The 19,897-nt window shown below is 68.9% G+C and carries 19 protein-coding genes; 10 read left to right on the top strand and 9 right to left on the bottom strand.

The annotated features are described in order from the left end of the window. Positions 1-39: 39 nt before the first annotated feature. A complete protein-coding gene (locus SB771_RS00645) occupies positions 40-1,665 on the bottom strand; it encodes an APC family permease (RefSeq protein ID WP_175659419.1) in 1,626 nt (541 codons plus the stop codon). A gap of 630 nt (positions 1,666-2,295) precedes the next feature. Here SB771_RS00645 and SB771_RS00640 point away from each other — a divergent pair. From SB771_RS00640 to SB771_RS00610, 7 genes are all read left to right on the top strand, one after another. Further along, positions 2,296-3,228, top strand: coding sequence for a 4-hydroxyproline epimerase (locus SB771_RS00640; RefSeq protein ID WP_138850182.1), 933 nt, complete (start codon positions 2,296-2,298; stop codon positions 3,226-3,228). Next, a complete protein-coding gene (locus SB771_RS00635; protein WP_175659418.1) occupies positions 3,225-4,352 on the top strand; it encodes an NAD(P)/FAD-dependent oxidoreductase in 1,128 nt (375 codons plus the stop codon). Before SB771_RS00640 ends, SB771_RS00635 begins: the two co-directional genes overlap by 4 nt. A gap of 100 nt (positions 4,353-4,452) precedes the next feature. Then, a complete protein-coding gene (locus tag SB771_RS00630; RefSeq protein ID WP_011658575.1) occupies positions 4,453-4,686 on the top strand; it encodes a 2Fe-2S iron-sulfur cluster-binding protein in 234 nt (77 codons plus the stop codon). Beyond that, positions 4,683-5,951 carry an FAD/NAD(P)-binding oxidoreductase gene (locus SB771_RS00625; RefSeq protein ID WP_175659417.1) on the top strand — a complete coding sequence of 423 codons (1,269 nt, stop codon included), beginning with the start codon at positions 4,683-4,685 and terminating at the stop codon, positions 5,949-5,951. The genes SB771_RS00630 and SB771_RS00625 overlap by 4 nt, the downstream gene beginning before the upstream one ends. A 133-nt stretch (positions 5,952-6,084) precedes the next feature. Beyond that, on the top strand, positions 6,085-6,435 hold the full coding sequence (locus SB771_RS00620; protein ID WP_410721758.1) for an ArsR/SmtB family transcription factor: 351 nt from the start codon (positions 6,085-6,087) through the stop codon (positions 6,433-6,435). Beyond that, on the top strand, positions 6,425-6,859 hold the full coding sequence (locus SB771_RS00615) for a YeeE/YedE family protein (protein WP_175659416.1): 435 nt from the start codon (positions 6,425-6,427) through the stop codon (positions 6,857-6,859). Before SB771_RS00620 ends, SB771_RS00615 begins: the two co-directional genes overlap by 11 nt. A 1-nt stretch (position 6,860) precedes the next feature. Next, positions 6,861-7,283: a DUF6691 family protein gene (locus SB771_RS00610; protein ID WP_175654950.1), complete on the top strand. Its 423-nt coding sequence runs from the start codon at positions 6,861-6,863 to the stop codon at positions 7,281-7,283. Positions 7,284-7,408: 125 nt separating this feature from the next. On the opposite strand, the gene SB771_RS00605 is transcribed toward SB771_RS00610, so the two are convergent. Then, entirely contained in the window at positions 7,409-7,759 is a 351-nt protein-coding gene (locus SB771_RS00605) for a hypothetical protein (protein WP_175659415.1), read from the bottom strand. Between the two features lie 194 nt (positions 7,760-7,953). Here SB771_RS00605 and SB771_RS00600 point away from each other — a divergent pair, with 194 nt between their 5' ends. Next, complete coding sequence (locus SB771_RS00600) at positions 7,954-9,447, top strand: PLP-dependent aminotransferase family protein (protein ID WP_410721169.1); 1,494 nt, start codon at positions 7,954-7,956, stop codon at positions 9,445-9,447. A 144-nt stretch (positions 9,448-9,591) separates the two neighbouring features. Here SB771_RS00600 and SB771_RS00595 read toward each other — a convergent pair whose 3' ends face one another. Both SB771_RS00595 and SB771_RS00590 read right to left on the bottom strand, forming a co-directional pair. Beyond that, positions 9,592-9,867, bottom strand: a complete 276-nt coding sequence (locus SB771_RS00595) for a hypothetical protein (protein ID WP_175659413.1) — start codon at positions 9,865-9,867, stop codon at positions 9,592-9,594. Positions 9,868-9,963: 96 nt separating this feature from the next. After that, the gene (locus SB771_RS00590; RefSeq protein ID WP_175659412.1) at positions 9,964-11,310 is read right to left on the bottom strand and encodes a cytochrome-c peroxidase; all 1,347 of its coding nucleotides are present in this window, start codon (positions 11,308-11,310) and stop codon (positions 9,964-9,966) included. 31 nt (positions 11,311-11,341) lie between these two features. Between SB771_RS00590 and SB771_RS00585 the strand changes: the two genes are divergently transcribed. Then, complete coding sequence (locus SB771_RS00585; protein WP_175659411.1) at positions 11,342-11,629, top strand: hypothetical protein; 288 nt, start codon at positions 11,342-11,344, stop codon at positions 11,627-11,629. Here SB771_RS00585 and SB771_RS00580 read toward each other — a convergent pair. Then, a complete protein-coding gene (locus tag SB771_RS00580) occupies positions 11,616-13,079 on the bottom strand; it encodes a metallophosphoesterase family protein (protein WP_175659410.1) in 1,464 nt (487 codons plus the stop codon). The two genes, SB771_RS00585 and SB771_RS00580, sit on opposite strands and share 14 nt — an antisense overlap. Positions 13,080-13,259: 180 nt before the next feature. On the opposite strand from SB771_RS00580, the gene SB771_RS00575 reads away from it, so the two are divergent. Further along, on the top strand, positions 13,260-14,108 hold the full coding sequence (locus tag SB771_RS00575; protein WP_175659409.1) for a class I SAM-dependent methyltransferase: 849 nt from the start codon (positions 13,260-13,262) through the stop codon (positions 14,106-14,108). A 54-nt stretch (positions 14,109-14,162) separates the two neighbouring features. On the opposite strand, the gene SB771_RS00570 is transcribed toward SB771_RS00575, so the two are convergent. The 4 genes from SB771_RS00570 to SB771_RS00555 all read right to left on the bottom strand — a co-directional run bounded on the left by SB771_RS00570 (position 14,163) and on the right by SB771_RS00555 (position 19,879). After that, positions 14,163-14,474 (bottom strand): hypothetical protein, encoded by a 312-nt coding sequence (locus tag SB771_RS00570; RefSeq protein ID WP_105832692.1) that lies wholly within the window; start codon positions 14,472-14,474, stop codon positions 14,163-14,165. 370 nt (positions 14,475-14,844) lie between these two features. Continuing rightward, complete coding sequence (locus tag SB771_RS00565; protein WP_175659408.1) at positions 14,845-16,041, bottom strand: porin; 1,197 nt, start codon at positions 16,039-16,041, stop codon at positions 14,845-14,847. 118 nt (positions 16,042-16,159) lie between these two features. Beyond that, on the bottom strand, positions 16,160-18,580 hold the full coding sequence (locus SB771_RS00560) for a glycoside hydrolase family 31 protein (RefSeq protein WP_175659407.1): 2,421 nt from the start codon (positions 18,578-18,580) through the stop codon (positions 16,160-16,162). 27 nt (positions 18,581-18,607) lie between these two features. Beyond that, positions 18,608-19,879, bottom strand: a complete 1,272-nt coding sequence (locus SB771_RS00555; RefSeq protein WP_175659406.1) for an MFS transporter — start codon at positions 19,877-19,879, stop codon at positions 18,608-18,610. Positions 19,880-19,897 lie beyond the last annotated feature (18 nt).

Below are 19,897 nucleotides of genomic sequence, written 5' to 3'. Positions count from 1 at the left end.
GATGCGCCCGGCCGGAGTGGAAAGGGGAAAGCGGGGGCGTCAGTCTTCGTCGTCGTCGAGCTGCAGCTTGTCGGAACGGATGCCGGTGTTGGCGCCCCAGTAGTAGATGACGAGCGCGACGGCCGCGACGACGACCGTGTCGTACGGATGCGCGAGCTGGCCCGTGCCGCCGAAGCCGCCGAAGTACGACAGCACGATCATGGCCGCGTAGAACGCGATCAGCCACGCGGAGGAACGCACCTGCTCGGCGATGCTCAGGTGCGCGGTCGGCACCCAGCGGCGGCATGCGAGATAGATCACGAACATCGCGATCTGCAGGCCGAGCAGCCAGGACACCGTGCCCCAGCCCGACCAGTAGACGATCAGCGCGGCGATCACGAACGACGCGGGGCCGGTGATGCCGAACGCCACCGCGCGGAACGGTCGCGGCAGGTCGGGCGCGGTGCGGCGCAGCGCGGCGACCGACACGGGCGCGACCGCGTAGCTCAGCACGAGCGCGGCCGATACGATGTTGATCAGCGCTTCCCATGACGGGAACGGCATCGTCCAGAAGATCGAGAGGCCGAACGTGAGCCACAGGCCCGCACGCGGGATGCCCGACGCTTCGTCGACGCGCGTGAACACCTTGAAGAACGTGCCCGTCTTCGCCCAGCCGTAGACGACGCGCGGCGTCGCGTTCATGTAGATGTTGCCGCAGCCGCTCGGCGAGATCATCGCGTCGGCGACGACCATCACCGCGAGCCAGCCCACGCCCAGCGCGAGCGCGATGTCGCGGTACGGCAGCGAGAACGCCTTGCTCACGTCGTGCCAGCCGGCGGCGAGCATGTCGGTCGGGATGCTGCCGATGAACGCGAGTTGCAGCAGCACGTAGATCAGCGTCGACAGCAGGATCGACAGGATCAGCGCGATCGGGATCGTGCGCTGTGGATTGCGCACTTCGCTCGCGACCGACACGATCGGCGTGAGGCCGAGGTACGCGAAGATGATCCCGCCCGCCGACACGGCCATCTCGATGCCGGGCATGCCGAACGGCGCGAAGCCGTGGATCGTCAGATTGGCGGGCTTGAAGAACGTGAACAGCACCGCGATCACCGACAGCGGCACGATGAACTTGAAGATGCTGATGACGTTGTTCGCCTTCGCGAACGTCTTCACGCTCGAATAGTTCAGGTAAAAGAAGAAGCACAGCAGCCCGGCCTGCACGAGCCAGCCGAGCGTCGTCGGGTCGCTCGATCCGGCCTTGGTGAGGCCGGGGAACCACGCGGCCGCGTACTGGCGCGCGGCGACCACTTCGATCGCGATCAGGCTCGAGAACGCGATCAGCGTGATGAAGCCCATCAGGTAGCCGAGCAGCGGGCCGTGCGAGAACACCGGGTAGCGGACCACGCCGCCCGCGCGCGGCAGCGCGGCGCCGAGCTCGCAGTAGACGATGCCCAGCAGCAGCACCGAGAAGCCGCCGAGCAGCCACGAGAAGATGCCGGCCGGGCCGGCGATCGTCGACACGTGACTCGCGGCGAACAGCCACCCCGAACCGAAGATCGCGCCGAGACCGATGAACGTCAGGTCGGTCAGCGACAGCTGTTTCTTGAACTTGCCGTGACCGCCGTCGGCGGGCACGGAACGGGAAAGCGGGACGGAAGGGTGTGTGTTGCCTTGGCCTGGCATGGGTTTGTCTCCTGGGAAATATCGGGGCAGGTGAGGTTGCGCCGCGCTCCGACGGAGCAGCGGCGCACACCTGCCGGCCGGCATGCGACCGGTTCGAACGACCGGGCGGGCCGACGGCCGTTCATGCGCGGCGCAGACTGGCGACGCGGCGAACGGACCCGTGCGGGCCATGCCGGACGGGAAGTGGCGATGCGACGGGGGAAGCCGTTGCACCGCCGGGGGAAGTCGCTCAGCGGTTCGCCCGGTTCTGTTCGGCGCGGTGCGCGGCGTCGAATGCGATGGAAGCGGCCGGTGCGAACCGGTTGCTGAGGGCGGGGGAAACTTCGGTCCGCTGGATGGCGTTTCGGCTCACTGCAATCTCCTGCTTCGTATTGCTTCCTGTTGCTACGTATCGCTTCATCTCGGCCGGCGACAGGCGCGTCGACGTGCAACCAGTATCGCCGTGCAAACACCCATCACGCTTGAGTCGTATCGCGGAGCAGAATGACGAAATCGGCACAGTGGCCGCAAGGGCTGCGAAAGGCGTTTCGCACTGTGCCGATTTCGTCGCCGTCCTCATCGAAAAGCCACAAGCGGACGGACGCGCGACGGAGGAAGCTATGCTCCTTTCCCCACTTCGGACGGCTCATGATGAAGCGCATTCAGATCATCGATTCGCACACGGGCGGCGAACCCACGCGGCTCGTCGTGTCCGGCTTCCCCTCGCTCGGCAACGGCACGATGGCCGAGCGCCGCGACGTGCTCGCGCGCGAGCACGATCGCTACCGCACCGCGTGCATTCTCGAGCCGCGCGGCAGCGATGTAATGGTCGGCGCGCTGCTGTGCGAACCCGTGTCGCCGGAGGCGGCGGCCGGCGTGATCTTCTTCAACAACAGCGGCTACCTCGGGATGTGCGGGCACGGCACGATCGGCGTCGTGCGCACGCTGCATCACATGGGCCGCATCGAGCCGGGCGTGCACCGGATCGAAACGCCGGTCGGCACCGTCGAGGCGACGCTGCACGACGACCTGTCGGTCAGCGTGCGCAACGTGCTCGCGTATCGCCATGCGAAGGCCGTCGCCGTCGACGTGCCGGGCTACGGCTCCGTGAAGGGCGACATCGCGTGGGGCGGCAACTGGTTCTTCCTGATCAGCGATCACGGCCAGCGCGTGGCCGGCGACAACGTCGCGGCGCTGACCGCCTATTCGTCCGCCGTGCGTGAAGGGCTCGAGCGTGCGGGCATCACCGGCGCGAACGGCGGCGAGATCGACCATATCGAACTGTTCGCCGACGATCCCGAGCACGACAGCCGCAGCTTCGTGCTGTGCCCGGGCCATGCGTACGACCGTTCGCCGTGCGGCACCGGCACGAGCGCGAAGCTCGCCTGCCTCGCGGCCGACGGCAAGCTCGAACCGGGCGTCGTGTGGCGGCAGGCGAGCGTGATCGGCAGCGTGTTCCAGGCGAGCTATGCGCAGGCCGACGGCGGCATCGTGCCGACGATTCGCGGCAGTGCGCATCTCAGCGCGGAAGCGACGTTGCTGATCGAGGAAGACGATCCGTTCGGCTGGGGCATCGTGTCGTGAGCGAGGCCAGGACCGACGTCGTCGTGATCGGTGCCGGCATCGTCGGCGCCGCATGTGCGCACGAACTCGCGCAGCGCGGGTTGCGCGTGCTCGTCGTCGACGACGCCAGCGGCGGCGCGACCGGTGCCGGCATGGGGCACCTCGTCGCGATGGACGACAACGCGGCCGAGCTCGCGCTGAGCCATTACTCGATCGAGCTGTGGCGCGCGCTGAGCGGCGACATGCCGGAAGGCTGCGCGTACCGCAACTGCGGCACGCTGTGGCTCGCGGCCGATTCCAACGAGATGGACCTCGCGCGCACCAAGCAGGCGACGCTCGCCGCGCATGGCGTCACGGGCGAGCTGATCGACGCGGCGACGCTCGCGCGGCTGGAGCCGATGCTGCGCGCGGGGCTTGGCGGCGCGCTGAAGATCCCGGGTGATGCGATTCTCTATGCGCCGGTCGCCGCGAGCTGGCTGTTGCAGCGCGCGCCGGGCATCACGTTGCGGCGCGACCGCGCGGTGGCGGTCGATGGCCCGAGCGTGACGCTCGCGAGCGGCGACACGCTGCGCGCGGAACGCGTCGTCGTCGCGAACGGCGTCGCCGCGCGCACGCTGTTGCCCGAATTGCCGCTGCGCCCGAAGAAGGGCCATCTGCTGATCACCGACCGCTACCCGGGCCAGGTGTCGCACCAGCTCGTCGAGCTCGGCTATGCGGCGAGCGCGCACGCGAGCGACGGCACGTCCGTCGCGTTCAACGTGCAACCGCGGCCGACCGGCCAGCTGCTGATCGGCTCGTCGCGCCAGTTCGACACGGAAGACGCGCGCATCGAGCCGCCGGTGCTCGCGCGCATGCTGCGCCGTGCGGCCGGCTACCTGCCGGATCTGGCCGACCTGAACGGAATTCGCGCATGGACGGGCTTTCGTTCCGCGAGCCCCGACGGCCTGCCGCTGCTGGGCGAACATCCGGCGCGGCCGGGCGTGTGGCTCGCGGTCGGGCACGAAGGGCTCGGCGTGACGACCGCGCCGGGCAGTGCGCGAATCGTCGCCGCGTTGATGACCGGCGAGCGGCCGCCGATCGATATCGAACCGTATTTGCCGGGACGTTTTCTGACGACGTCCCCCGTAGCCGGAGCGCTGACATGAAACGACCCCCACGCTCACTTCATTCGCTAGGGGGGACGCAGTCCCCCCATCCCTCGAAGGCCGATTCCCGTACGTGCAGGGCGGCCTGGCGGAGGCTGACATGATCATTCATCTGGACGGCCGCGCGCTGACGGTGGCCGACGGTGCGACCGTCGCGGCCGCCGTCGCGGCCAGTGGCGATGACACGACGCGCGTGTCGTGCACGGGTGCGGCGCGCGCGCCGTTTTGCGGTATGGGTATCTGCCAGGAGTGCAGGATGACGATCGACGGCCGCCGTCGTCTGGCCTGCCAGACGTTGTGCCGCGACGGGATGCGGGTGGAGCGCACGCGATGAAACAGGAACGACTGAGCGTCGACGTCGCGATCGTCGGCGCGGGCCCGGCCGGATTGTCGGCCGCGCGGGCCGCCGCACGAAGCGGCGCAACGGTCGCGATCGTCGACGACAACCCGCGCGCGGGCGGACAGATCTGGCGCCAGGCCGCCGCCGCGACGCCGGTGGCGGCCGCGGCGGAACGCCTTGCCGTGCTGCGGCAGCCGAACGTCACGCATCTCGCGGCCACGCGCATCGTCGCCGAAACGCAGCCGGGCACGCTGCTGCTCGAGGACGACGAGCGCGGCTTTCTGCTCGAATTCCGCACGTTGATCCTGTGCTGCGGCGCGTGTGAGTTGCTGCTGCCGTTCCCGGGCTGGACGCTGCCGGGTGTCACCGGCGCGGGCGGCCTGCAGGCGCTGATCAAGTACGGCCTCGACGTGCGCGGGCAGCGCACGGTGATCGCCGGCAGCGGCCCGCTGCTGCTCGCGAGCGCGGCAACGGCCCGACAGGCAGGTGTGCAGGTGTCGCATGTGCTCGAACAGGCGGCATGGGGCGACGTGGCCGGTTTCGGCGCAGGGCTGTGGCGCTGGCCGTCGAAACTCGCGCAGGCCGCGAAGCTCGTCACGGCCGCGTACCGGCCCAATGCCTACGTCGTCGAAGCGTTCGGCGACAAGCGGCTGGAACGCGTGCGGATCCGGCAGGGCGAGCGCGAGTTCGACGTCGACTGCGACCGGCTCGCGTGCGGCTTCGGCCTCGTGCCGAACACCGTGCTGCCGAGCCATCTCGGTTGCCGGATCGAGAACGGCGCGGTCGTGGTCGACGCGCATCAGCGCACGAGCCGCGACGGGTATTTCGCCGCGGGCGAGTGCACGGGTGTCGGCGGCAGCGAACTGGCGATGGTCGAAGGCGAGATCGCCGGCTGTGCGGCCACCGGGCAGGCGGCGCCGCTGGCCGCGCTGGTGGCGCGACGCGCGCACTGGCAGGCGTTCGCGGACGCGGTGCGCGAGCGCTTCGCGATCCGCGAGCCGATCCGCCGGCTCGCGCGGCCCGATACGCTGCTGTGCCGTTGCGAGGACGTGCGCTTCGACGCGGTCGCGCCGGCGCCCGGCTGGACGGCCGCGAAGCTGCAGACGCGCTGCGGGATGGGCGCTTGCCAGGGCCGCGTGTGCGGCGCGGCCGCGCAGGCACTGTTCGGCTGGACGCCGCCGGTGCCGCGCACGCCGCTCGTGCCCGCGCGGGTCGGTACGTTGATGCTGGACGACACGGCGTTCTGCGACGGTGCCTGACGCGCGTTGGCGGCGCGGCCCGGTTTGAGCCGGGCCCTCGGCGCCTTCTGAGGGACGGCAGCGGGCGATGGTGCGAATCGTCAATATATAAGTTGATATAATATCGATTCGTTAATCGTGTGCCGCCGCTCCCATGAACGCCGATCCTTCCGCCGGGCTGCCCGAGCCCGACCAGATGCGCGCAGCCGCCGAATCGGCGTGCGCGCTGCTCAAGGTGCTGTCCAATCCAGACCGGTTGCTGCTGCTGTGTGAACTGTCGCAGGGCGAACGCTGCGTGAGCGATCTCGAGGCGCGGCTGGATATTCGCCAGCCGACGCTGTCGCAGCAGCTCGGCGTGTTGCGGGACAACGCGCTCGTCCGCACGCGCCGCGAAGGCAAGAACATTCACTATTCGCTCGACAGCCCGGCCGCGATCGCGGTGATGGGGGTGTTGTACGAACAGTTCTGCGGCCCGGCCGCGAAAGGGAAGCGCCATGCAGCTTGATGCGCTTCATTTCACGCCCTGGCTGTCGCTTGGCGGCGGCGTGCTGATCGGGCTGGCAGCTGCGTGGCTCATCGCGTTCAACGGGCGGATCGCCGGGATCAGCGGCATCGTTGGCGGCCTGTTCACGGCCGGCGCCGCGGAGCGCGACTGGCGTGCCGCATTCGTCGCCGGGCTGATCGCCGCGCCGCTGATGATGCGCATCGCCGGTGCCGCCGTGACGCCGCAGGTCGATGCAGGCTGGGGCGAATTGCTGGCGGCCGGCCTGCTGGTCGGGATCGGCACGCGCTATGCGGGCGGATGCACGAGCGGTCACGGGGTCTGCGGGTTGTCGCGCGGCGCGACGCGGTCGATCGTAGCAACGGCAGTGTTCATGGTCGCCGGCTTCGCGACCGTATTCGTGCGGCGGCACGTGCTTGGAGGCTGACATGCAGGCAGGATTCGCGTTTTTGGCGGGGCTGTTGTTCAGCGTCGGCCTCATCGTGTCGGGGATGGCCAACCCGCGGAAAGTGCTCGGCTTTCTCGACCTGGCAGGCCGTTGGGATCCGTCGCTCGCGTTCGTGATGGTTGGCGCGATCGGTGTCGCCGTGGTCGCGTTCGCATGGGCGAAGCGCCGCACGCGGTCGTGGCTCGGGCTGCCGATCCAGTGGCCGGCCACCCGGACGATCACCGTACGGCTCGTCGCCGGGAGTGCCGTGTTCGGCATCGGCTGGGGGCTTGCGGGGTTCTGCCCGGGGCCGGCCCTCGTGTCGATCGGTCTGGGCTCGGTCAAGGGCATCGCGTTCGTCGTCGCGATGCTGGTCGGGATGGCATTGTTCGAATGGATCGAGCGTGCGCGGAAGGTGCGGTAACCGAAGATCTCTGCCCGGTTGAATCGGTCCTGCGCGGCGACGGCGCCGGACGCGATCACGCTCGCCGCCGAATGAGGCGATACGGTAGTTGCACGACGATACCAGCGACAGCGCGAGCCATCGCGTCAGGGCTGTTCGCGCACATGCCGCTCGCCGAATGGCCACGCGGCCACCCGCTTCAGCCACGCCCGCCACGCGGCGAACGCCCCGGCCCGGGCCGCGGGTTCCGTAACGGTCGCGTCGACCGGCGCGGCACCGCTGGCAGTCAACGTCGCGTGACCGGCGGTCTCGATCGTCAGGCATTCGCCTTCATCGAGCACGCGACGGACGTAGTGCGGCGCATCAGGCAGCCAGTCGAGCCCGCCGTGGCGCAACGTGACCGCGAGCGCGCCGTCGAGCACGACGACCTGGCTGCCTTTGTCGAACCACGCAAAGTGGCTTTGCCCGGCGTCGAGCCGGATGTCTTGTGTTCGCATGGCGAGTCCCTTTCCCGGTTGCGCAGCCCCGCGACGGCGGGGCGACAGCGTGCAATCAGGTTAGGGAAACGCGCGCGGGCCGGACAGATTCAGGGGACGGGAATCTGTTACGGTGCAGGCAGCGATTTTGGCCCGCTGTATCGGTGGGTTTTCCCCGAATCTGTATCTGGCGTGCGCCAGGGCGCGCGGGCACGATGACCCGCATGACATCCCTCACCGACGCGCCCCGCACACCTTTGCCGATGGCCGGCGAGCCGCTGTACGAACGACTCGCCGAGCATTACCGCCGCATCATCGCGGCCGGCACGCTGTCGCCCGGCGACCGGATGCCGTCGGTGCGCGGATTCATGGCGCAGCACGGCGTGAGCCTGTCGACCGCGATCCAGGCGTTCCGGCGGCTCGAGGATACGGGCTGGTGCGAAGCAAGGCCGCGCTCGGGCTATTTCGTGCGGCGGCGCGCGGCGGCCGCGCTCGCAACGCTGCCGGAGTGCGACGGGCCGCCGCTGAGCGTCGAGCCGCCATTCGCGGGGCTGCACGAACGCGTGTCGCGCGTGATCGATCGCGCGAACGCATCTCCCGATGCATTGAATCTTGGCGGCGCGTCCGCACTGGCGACGCTGTATCCGGCCGAGCGCCTGCAGGCGCTGGCGATCCGGCTGCTGCGGCGCAAGCCGACGCTGTTGACCGACGCGGGGCCGGTCGGCGGTTCGCCCGAATTCCGCCAGACGATGGCCAAGCGTGCGCTGTCGTACGGCGTGACCGTGTCGCCGGACGACGTGATGTCGACGAGCGGTGGCGTCGATGCGATGAATCTCGCGCTGCGCGCGGTGGCGCGCCCCGGCGACACGATCGCGATCGAATCGCCGGCCTTTTTCGGCTTGATCCAGCTGCTCGAAAGCCTCGGTCTGCGTGCGCTCGAGATCCCGGCCAGCCCGACGACCGGCCTGTCGATCGAAGCGCTCGACGTGGCGCTGACCGCGTACCCGGACATTCGGGCGGTGGTCGTCGTGCCAAACCTGCAGAACCCGCTCGGCAGCGTGATGCCCGACGAGCGCAAGGCCGCGCTGGTTGCGCTGTGCTCGCGCCGCGGCGTGGCCGTGATTGAGGACGAGCCTTATCGCGAGCTCGTCGAAGCCCCGCAGGCGGTGAAGCCCGTGAAGGCATGGGACCGCGACGGCACGGTGATCTACTGCCCGTCGTTCAACAAGGTGCTGGCGCCCGGGATGCGGCTCGGCTGGATGAGTGCAGGCCGCTGGCACGCGCGCGTGAAGATGCTCAAGTTCGCGCACAGCCGGCACAACGCCGCGTTGCTGCAGGCCGTCGCCGCCGAATTCGTCGGCTCGGGTGCGTTCGATCGCCACCTGCACCGATTTCGCGAACAGCTTCGTGTGCAGCGCGACGTGACGATCGATGCGATCGCGCGTCATTTTCCGGCCGGCACGCGGATGAACCGGCCGCCGGGCGGCATGCTGCTGTGGATCGCGCTGCCGGACGGCGTGCGTTCCGAAGCATTGTTCGATGCGGCGCTGGCACGTGGAGTAAGGATCGCGCCCGGCTCGATCTTCTCGAATTCCGACCGCTTCGATGCCTATATCCGGCTTGGGTGCACGCGGGTATTCGACTCGGCTCACGAAGCGGCCATCGAAACGCTAGGCGAACTGATACGCGACGCGGCGGCCGCCGCGTAAGCGGGCCGGCTTTCGGCCGGGCCGGGAGGCCGGCTACCGGGCTCGGCTGGCGTGACGGCGGCACGGGCCGCCCGATCGGGCACGCCGTGCTCACCGCGGCCGGCCGCCGCGCCATCACGCGCCGACGATACGATTTCGGCGATTTCATCGGCCGACCGTATGCGCAGCGAGGTGCTGACGAATCAGCGACAGGTAGCGATCGCCGACCGAGAAGTCGCGCGCGGCGCGCGGCCGCTCCGTCTGGCGCAGCGTGGCCGGCGCGCTCATGCCGAGGTATCGGCACAACGCGGACGGAAACGGCTTGCGCGTCGCCCCAAGCTGGCGCGCCGCGCGCTCGACGCGGGCATCGCCGACCTGCGCACGCAGCCATGCCAGCACTTGGCGATCGGTGTCGTTGACGATACGGACCAGATGTTCCATCGCGCACCTCACTGTTCATAAATACAGTACTGTAAATATAACCAGTATATGAGGCGGCCGCAAGCGGCACGCATGCGCTTGGCCGTTCGGCCAGGGTCAGCGCGCCGGCGCGGCGAGGCGGACGGCCGGGGATCCGGTGATACGGGCGACAGGCGCTGCGGGTGAGGCGGCTGGAGCGGCCGGAACGAGATTCGCGTAGCGCGCGTCGGTCAGCGTGCCGAGGAACGCGACGATGTCGTCGATTTCCGTGTCGGTCAGCGCGGGCGGCGTGCCCGGACGGCGGTTCATCGGCGTCGAATTGACGTTGATGTTGCCGCGATAGGCGACCGGCACGTCGTCGAACGTTGTGGCGCCGTGATACCAGTGGCGCGGATCGGTCGAGCGCGTGTTGTAGAACGCGACCGCATCGCGCAGCGTCGTGAACACGCCGTTGTGCATGAACGTCTGCTTGATCGCGACGTTGCGCAGCCCCGGCGTGCGCAGGTAACCGCACCATTGCGTCGGTTCGGGCCAGCGCAGCCGCGCGGCCGTGTCGCACAGGCCGTTGTCGAAATGGCGCGGATCGCGGTTCGCGGGCAACGCGCGATTGCGCGGCACCGCGATCGCGTCGTAGCCGAAATCGGTGAAGAGCGAGCGCTCCGGCCGGCGCGATGTCTCCGACAGGGTGTGGCAGCTCATGCAGTTGCCCTTGTCGGGATTGCGGAACAGCGCCAGACCGCGCATCTCGGCCGGCGCGAGCGGCTTGCGGGTGCGCAGGAATGCGTCGAAGCGCGACGTGAACGGCGCCATGTCGTCGCTCTGCAGATAGGCCTCGACGGCCGACCCGAGCGCGCGCACCAGTTGCTCGGGATCGCGCCGCACCGACGCGCCGTAGCGCGCGGCCAGATCGCCCGCCAGTTCGGTGCCGTCGACTTTGCGCAGCAGCGCGGCCGGCGACCGGTTGTTCATCTCGTTCGGATCGAACAGCGGCCCGCGGATCTGTTCGGCGAGCGTGTCGGCGCGGCCGTCGCTGAAAAGCCCGCCGAATGGCGACGGCGCGGGCGCATCGTCGTCCTGGTAGAAGTGGCGGCGCGGCACGTAGCGCACGTAGAGCAGCGACGGCGCGTTGCGCTGGCTGAAACGTCCGTGGCGGCTGCCTTCCGGCACGCCGGGCCCCGCGAGCGAAGCGGCCGGCAGCGTCGGCGCGAATGCACGCGCCGGATCGTGGCAGCCCGCGCATGACATGCCGCGCGGCTCGGACAGCCGCGGATCGAAGAAGATCCGGCGGCCGAGCGCGACGAGCGTCGGGTCGGGCGCGAAGCGGGCGGTCGCCGCGTCGATCTTGCCGGTCACCTGCGGCGTGCCGTTGCCGATCGTGTCGACGACGCGCGACGGCGGGGCGCCGGGGAGCAGGATCGTTTCGGACGGCGCGGCGTGGGCCGCGAGCGCCGCGCCGGCGAGCACGGCGGCGGCAAGTAGGCGTACCGTGCGGGCGGTGCCGGCGACCGACGCCGAAGCGAAAGCCGAACCCTCGGCGCAGGTGGCCGACGACACCAAAGCGGAAGCCGAACACTCGGCGCAGGTGGGGGAAGACACCGAAGCGGAAGCCGAACGCCCGGCACAGGCGTCCGACGAAACCGAAGCGCAAACCGAACGCCCGGCACAGGCGGCCGACAAAATCCGCCGCTTCCCCAATCCGTCCATCCGTCGCCGGCGACCGCTTGACCCCGTCGACCCCGTCAAACCATCATGCAATCGAACTTCGTCGGTCACGGCGCGATGAATCCCGTCTTGTCGCAGGCGAGCGTCGTGCCCGACTGGTCGCACGACGCGAGCAGCTTGCCCGCCGCCGAATACGCACGGAACACCCAGCCCGTCGCCGGCGCCGCACGCCGCTCCATGATCAGGAAGCCGAAAGTGTTGTTGTGCGACAGCCGCTCGATCACGGCGCCTGGCGCAGGCGTCAGGCCGGCCGGGAACGGGTCGGGCAGCGCGACGTCGAGGTTGTCGCCGCCGTTGCCGGACACGATCGTCGCCGGATGTCCGGACGAGAAGTTGATCGCCTGGAAGTCGTGCACGTGCCCGTGCAGCGCGACGTGGACACCGGGCGGGTAGTACGCCTGCGCGTTCAGGCTCGACATCACCGACTGCAGCGCGAGGTTGCCCGGCGCGGGCGTGCTGCCTGCGATCGGCGCGAACGCGAGGATCGGATGGTGGTTCGTGAAGATCGTCGTCGTGATGCCGGCCTTCGACGCGAGCGCCGCGACCGTCTGGAACTGCTTCTGGTAGATCCGGAATTGCGCGTCGGTCGTCTTCAGCGGATTGCGGCCGACCTTCGCGGTGTCGAACACGATCACCTGCGAGCCGCCGCCGAGCGACACCGCATAGGGATCCGAGTAATTCGCGTCGTTGTCGTTGGCCGGATCGTTGCACGAACGGCCCGCCGAATACGGGCGCGGATCGAGGAAGCGGTACCAGCCCTGGCCGGCCCGCGCGCATTCCTCGTGGTTGCCGCGCACGACCACCCATGGCGCCTTCGCGAACAGCGGCGCGGCCGGGCGGAACAGGTCGGCCTGCCACGTATCCCAGCCGTAGCCCCACGGGCTGTCCTTGCAGCCGGCGATGTCGGGCGGGCACGCGTTCTCGCGATAGTGATAGTCGCCAACATGCAGCACGAGATCCGGCGACAGCTTCGCGACGCTCGCCGCGATCGTGTCGAACGGCCAGACTGTCGCGTCGTTGCACGCCTGCCATGCGTTGTCGGCCTTCTTCATCCGGCAGCCGGTATCGGCGATGATCGCGATGCGCTGCGGCTGCGCTTTCGGCAGCGGCAGCGCGCGGCCCGCGACGCTCGCCGTCTGCGCATCGGCCGGCAGCGTCGTTTCGCACACCGACACCGGGAAGCTCGACGGTTTCGAGTCGGCCGGGTCGCTGGCGGTCGGGCGCTGCGCGACGGTCGAGGCGCCGGCGCGCAGCGTCATGCGCGACAGCTTGCCGTCGACGGACAATTGCGGACACAGCGGATCGCTCGCGGAAGCCGGGCTGTAGTTCGTGATCACGCGCGCGATCGCCTGGTTCGTATCGCCGATCTCGACCCATGCGGCCTGGACGTTGATCGCGGCGCTGGCCGGGTCGGCGGGCGTATCGATGTGGTTCGAGCACGCGGACAGCGCCGCGAGGGCAACAAGCGGAGCGCAACGCACGAACAGTGCGCGAGAGAGGAGTCGTCGCATGGGAGGCACCGTAGGAAAGCCGTCAACGATACGCAGCGTGAATGTAAGAAATGTGAAACGCGTGGTGTGACAAGCGCCCGGCGCGCGAGTGGTGCCGCGGTCGCGGGCTTGATCTCAAGCCGGCTTGAAGCAGCATAGTGTGCATCACGGTCAACGAGGCAGGAAAAAGGAGAATCGGCGATGGAAGACAACCGGGCAAACGAAGCGCAGTCTGCACTGTGGAACGGTCCGTCGGGGCTTGCGTGGGTCGACGCGCAGCGCTCGCTCGACCGGATGTTCGAGCCGTTCGAGACACTGCTTGCGGATGCGGCGGTGGCGGCGTCGGCTCGCCGCGTGCTCGACGTCGGCTGCGGCACCGGCGCGGTGACGCTCGCGATTGCACGGCGGTTGGGCGCGCATGCGCACTGTACGGGCGTCGACATCTCGGCGCAGTTGATCGCCGCCGCACAGGCACGCGCCGAGCGCGAGGGCCTCGCCGCCGGCTTCGTGCATGCCGACGCGCAGACGCATGCGTTCGCGCCGGATCAGTTCGACATGGTCGTGTCGCGCTTCGGCGTGATGTTCTTCGACGATCCGGTGCGCGCGTTCGCGAACCTGCGGCATGCGGCACGCGCGAACGCGCAACTGCGATTCGTCGCATGGCGCAGCGCCGCCGACAATCCGTTCATGACGACGGCCGAGCGTGTCGCGGCGCCATTGCTCCCGAACCTGCCGGCGCGGCAGCCGGGCGCGCCGGGACAATTCGCGTTCGGCGACCGGCAGCGCATCGCGTCGGTATTGTCGGACAGCGGCTGGGCCGATATCGCGATCGAGCCGATCGATGTCGCGTGCGCGTTGCCGGCGGCCGCGCTGGACGACTACGTCACTCGACTGGGCCCGGTCGGGCTCGCGCTTCGGGAGGTGGATGACGCGACGCGTCGACGGGTGATCGATACGGTTCGCGCCGCTTTCGAGCAATACGTGCAGGGCGCGGATGTACGCTTCGACGCGGCGTGCTGGCTCGTCGCGGCGCGGGCGCCGTCCGCATGACGCTTCGGTTTCAGTAGATGGCGGCGTGCCGACGGGGCCATGCAAGGCCAGGTATCAACTGCGCCTTGCACGCAACATCAACCAAGCGCAGCCGGCTGCGACGAGCGCGAGCCCCAGCAGCACCGCCTCGACGCCGAGCGCGAAACCCGGCGGCATCTCGCCGCTGTTCGGTATCGGTGACAGGTTCGCGGTCATCGCGATGGCGCCGCCGGCCAGCAGGGCGATGCAGGCGATCCAGTAGAGCTTGCCGCGCGGCGCAGCGGTGCGAATTCGCCACAACGCGAGACCGACGCCGCCGAAGTAAAGCAGCGCGAGCGTCGCGAGTGCGATGACGTCGCCAGTGCGATCGTGCACGAGGCCGCTCATCGCGCGGCTCCGTCGATCGTCGCGCACGGGCGTGACGGGGCGAAGGCGGCGCGGCCGACCGTTGGCTCGAGCGGGGAAGGTGTCGGGAGGCGGGATTCCGGCATGGCTGGCATCCAGTTGTGGGCGCAACGAAGCGCGACGCCGTCCGGCCGCGCTTGTCGCGCGCCGGACCCTGATACGGCGTGCGTCGAGTGTACCGCGGTGTCAGGGCTGCACGAAGGGTCGTGCAGGAATCAACCTGACGGATTGTAAGCGATCGGCTCGCATGCGAAAACCGCCCGGGCTGCGCGGCAGGCTGACAACCCGGACGACGCACCGGCATGCGCATCGTCCGGGCAACAAGCAGCGCGCGATGCGCCGCCGCGAGCATTCAGAACGTCACGGCGATCCCGGCCATGCCGACGAACTGGCCGTGCGTCGTCGACGGCGTGAGCTGTTGCGAATCGCCGACGATCGGTGCCGCGTCGACGATATGGCCGGCGCCTTGCGCGCCGAGCGTCTGCCCGCTCGCATGCGTATACGCCTGCAGCGCATAGAGCGTCGTGCGCTTCGACAGGCTGTACGACTCCTTCAGCGAATATTGCTGGTAGCGGGCCGCGCCGGACACGCCGTTCGCCTTCGACGCGAGCGTGTACGCGAACGCGCCGGCCACCGAGAAGGTCGGCGTGAAGCGGTACGCGGCGAGCGCGCCGTAGGTATTGAACACGGCCGTATTCGTGAACGCGGAGCCGTTGCCGGGCAGGTACTTCACGTTCGAGTAGTTGACGCCCATCGTCAGGTTGCCGAGCGTGGTGTTGCCGGCCGCCGCGACCTGCTCGACGGCCTTCGCGCTCAGGTAGCCCTGGTTCAGCACGGACACCGCGAAGCTGCCCGACGCCGCGGTCGCCGGATTCAGGAAGCCGGCCGATGAACCCGAGCTGTTGATGCGCAGGTAGCCGGCCGCGATCCCGACCGGCCCGTTCGCATAGCGCAGCGCCGCGCTGAATGTGTTGCCCTTGCCGGTCGCACCGGCGATGCCGCCGAACGCGTACATCGCGCTCGCGGTCAGCCCCGAGAGGGTCGGCGACGTATAGGTAACCGAATTGTTCACGCGGATCGTCGTGTCGAGGCCGTCGATATCGCCCGGATGCGCGCCGGTCGCGCCGGTCAGCCAGCTGCTCGGCGCGTAAGGTCCGACCAGCAGGAAGTACGGCGTGTACTGGCGGCCGGCCGTCACCGTGCCGTAATGGTCGTTGCGCAGCCCGACGTAGGCCTGGCGGTTGAAGATCGTGCCGGCGGCCGCTTGCGCGCCGGTGTTCAGGTTGAAGCCGGATTGCAGATCGAAGATCGCGTGCGTGCCGCCGCCGAGATCCTCGTCGCCGCGCAGCCCGAACTTCGACGCATACAGGTTGCCGTCGCGCAGGTACACGTTCGAGTGGCCTTGCTGGTTGTTCACGTACGCGATCGAATCGTCGACCACGCCGTACAGCGTCACGCTGCTCTGTGCATGGGCTGCGAAGGCGCCGAACGACGCGGCCGATAAAATCAGGATTGCAAAACGATAGTGCGGGGAGTGCGGTGCATTCATCGTCGATCTCCATGTCTCTTCAACGGGGCGGGAGGCTGGGGGCCTCCTCTTTGGTGGGTGGCGGGCCGTGGGTACGGCCCGCCCGATCAGGGTTTCAAGTTCGCGCAGCCTTGCGCGATCACTCGACGAGCGCCACGACGATGCGACGCCACGCGCCGTCGCGCGCATCGTGCTCGACGCGCGCGCCGCGCACCGCAAGCGCGCCTTTCAGCGACGTCGGCAGCAGGATTTCGACGCGCTCGGCGGGGCGGCGCATGCGGCCTTCCCAGCGGACCGACACGCCGAGTTCGCCCGATGCCTCGCGTCCGGTCTCGATGCGCCACAGCCCGTATTCGCCGTCGCGCCACGCTTCCGTTTCGCCGTCGTCCTCGACGCATTCGCCGTACGCAACACCGTCCTCGATGCGCGGCGCGACGAGGAAGCCGCGCGTGTCGGCGCGTGCGCCGAACCGCTGCGCGGCTACGTTCAGCGGCAGCACGCGGCCTTCGCGCAATAGCATCACCGGCGTGTCGAGCGGCGCGGGCAGCGTCACGCTCGCACCGCCGTCGAACGACTGCGCGCTCGCACAGCACATCCAGCGTGCGCCGGACGGCAGGTAGACCGTGCGCTCCGTGCGGCCCGCGTCGACGACCGGCGCCACCAGCAGCGCGTCGCCGAGCATCATGTCGTCGCATTCGTCGTAGCAGCGCCGGTCGCCGGGGAAATCGCCGAAGGTCGGCCGCAGCACGGGCTCGTAGCGCGTGGTCGACAGCCACAGCAGGTGGTAGAGATAGGGCAGCAGCCGGTAGCGCTGCTTGATCAGCGACGCGATCTGCGCGGTGATCTCGGGATACATCCACGGTTCGTTGACGGTGCCGTCGTCATTCCACGAATGGATGCTGAAGCGCGGCATGAAGATGCCGAACTGCACCCAGCGCAACAGCAGCTCGGGCGACGGCGCGGGACCGGAGAAGCCGCCGATGTCGTGACCGATGTTCGACACGCCGGACAACGCGAGCCCAAGGCCCATCTTCAGGTTGTAGCGCAGCGTTTCCCACGACGTGTAGTTGTCGCCGGACCAGGTCTGCACATAGCGCTGCATGCCTGCGCCGCCCGAGCGCGACACGAGGAACGGCCGCTGCGCCGGCGCATGCGCGCGCTGCGCGTCGCGCGACGCACGCATCATCAGCATCGTCTGCAGCACCTTTGCCTCGCGCGCGGGAAACGGCTGGCCGAAGCCGTGCGCGATCGCGTCGGGCGACCAGATCTCGTATTCGTTGTTGTCGTTCCACGTCGACTCGATCCCGTAGTCGAGCAGCGCCGACGTGACCTGCTCGCGCCACCAGCGGTAGGCGTCCGGCTGCGTGAAGTCGATATACGCACCGACTTCGTCCCAGAACTGCACCCACGCCGGTTCGCCGGACGCCGAGCGGATCAGCAGCCCGCGCCGCGCGGCGTCATCGAATGCGGGGTGGTCGCGCAGCAGGCACGGCTTGATGTTCGCGCACAGCCGGATGCCGTGGTCGCGGTAGTGCTTCACGAAACCCTTCGCGTCGGGAAACTTCTCGCGGTTCCAGTTGAACACGTAGCGCTTCGCGCCGATCGACGTATAGCCCGACGACAGGTGGAACGAGTCGCACAGGATGTCGTGCGCGTCGCACTGCTCGACGAACTGGTTCATCTGCCGCTGCGCGTCCGGCGCATCGGTGTAGCTCATCGTCGAGCCCGAATAGCCGAGCCCCCATTTCGGCGTGCGCGCGGGGCGCCCGGTAAGCCACGTGAAGCGCCGCGCGGCCGTGAGCGGCGTGTCGGGCGACGCGATGAAGTAGTAGTCGAGATCGCCGTGCTCGGCGACGAAGTAGCGGTACAGCCCGTGGTAGTTGTCGAGCTCGCGGCCCATGTCGAACGTGCAGTCCGACAGCGTGTCGTAGAACAGCCCGAAGCCCTGGCATGCGTCGGGCGACCACGTGATGGTGAACGGGATGTGCTTGTACAGCGGATCCGTGTGCTTCGCGCTGTAGCCCATCGCGTCGATGTTGCGCATCTCGAAGCGTGCACCGGTGCGGTCGAGCTCGCCCGCGCGTTCGCCGAGACCGAACACCTTGTCGCCGCGCTCGCGTGCGACGTAGTGGTAGGCGCGGTCGTCCCACCAGCCGAAGTTGTATGCCTGCGTCGCGCGGTCGGCGAGCACGACGCGCCACGCGCCGTCCGCGCCGCGCATCGACCACGTGCAATGGCCGCCTTGCCGGCGCACCGCGAGACGGACCTGCGCGGTCTCGATGCGCACGTCGAGGTCATCTTCAGCGAACGCGTAGGCCGGCAGCGCGAAGCCGCTCAGGTCGAGACGATCGCGCCCGTCGAGCGGCACGTCGTCGAGACCCGGCGCGATCGTCCACGTGCGCGGATTGCGCGCCGTCGCATCGGGCAGGATGCGCACGCGCACGATGTCGTCCTCGAGCACGAAGATCTCGAGGGTCGCGCCCGCGTCGGAGGCGAGCAGCACGCGGTTCGCCTGCCGGTCGGCGACGCGGAACACGGGCGGATGAAGAAGCGAAGTCATGAAGGTGATTCCTGGTGAGAACGGATGTCAGGCATGCTGCGCGAGCAGGCGTTCCTGCTTCGACTGCCCGCGGATCAGCACCGCGAGCAGCGTGACGCCGATGATGTCGAACAGACCGAGGCACGCGAACAGCGGCGCGTAGCCGATCTTGTCGGCGAGCGCGCCGACCAGCAGCGAGAAGCCGAGCCCGCCGATCCACGCGGCCATTCCCGCGAAGCCGCTGGCGGTGCCGACTTCCTCGGAATCGAACACATCGGCCGACAGCGTGTTGACGAGTGCGGAGATCATCTGGTGCGCGAAACCGCCGACGCAGAACAGCGCAATGGCCGTGTACGGCGACGACACGAGCCCGATCGTCGCCGGCCCGAGCATCAGCACCGCGCCGAGCGCGACGCCCGCGACCCGCGACCACACGAGCGGCAGACTGAACCGTTTCGCGAGGTAGGGCGACAGGTAGCCGCCGGCGATGCCGCCGAGGTCTGCCGCGAGGAACGGCATCCACGCGAAGATCGCGATCTCCGTGAGCGCCATGTGGCGTTCGGTCGCGAGATACAGCGGAATCCAGAAGCTGAAGGTCTGCCACGCGGGTTCCGCGAAGAAGCGCGGCAGCGCGATCGCCCAGAAGCGGCGCGCGGTGACGACGTCGCGAATCCGGCGCTTCGACACGGCCGGCATCCTGGCCTGGCCGTCACTGATCAGCGTGCGCTCCTGCGACGTGATGCGCGGATGCTCGGCCGGTGACCGGTACTGCGTGTACCAGAGCACGGCCCATGCGAAGCCGAGCGCGCCGGTGACCATGAACGCGGATTGCCAGCCGAACCGCATCGACAGGAACACGACGAGCGGCGGCGCGATCGCGGCGCCGAGCGACGTGCCCGCGTTGAAGTAGCCGACCGCGACGGATTTCTCGCGATCGGGAAACCATTCGGCGACGGCCTTCATTCCCGACGGAATCGCCGCGGCCTCGAACAGCCCGAGCAGCCCGCGCAGGATGCCGAGCGACAGCCAGCCCGACGCGAAGCCGTGCGCGACGCCGACCACCGACCACAGCATCGCGAACAGCGCGAAGCCGAGCCGCAGCCCGATCAGGTCGACGATGAATCCGCACACCGGCTGCATGATCGTGTAGCCGATCTGGAACGCGCCGACGATGTACGAGTACTGCTGCGTCGAGATCGCGAACACATGCTTCAGTTCCGGTGCGAGCACCGCGAGGGAATTTCGTGCGAGATAGTTGAGGATCGTGCCCAGACATACCAGCACGATGATCCACCAGCGCAACGCCTTGACTGTCTTCACTGCTGTCTCCTGATTCAT

It is taken from the genome of Burkholderia sp. SIMBA_051 (genome assembly GCF_046534915.1).
Taxonomy (GTDB): Bacteria; Pseudomonadota; Gammaproteobacteria; order Burkholderiales; family Burkholderiaceae; genus Burkholderia; species Burkholderia ambifaria.
The sequence above is the reverse complement of the archived record's forward strand: the minus strand, read 5'-3'. Positions and strand labels throughout refer to the sequence as shown.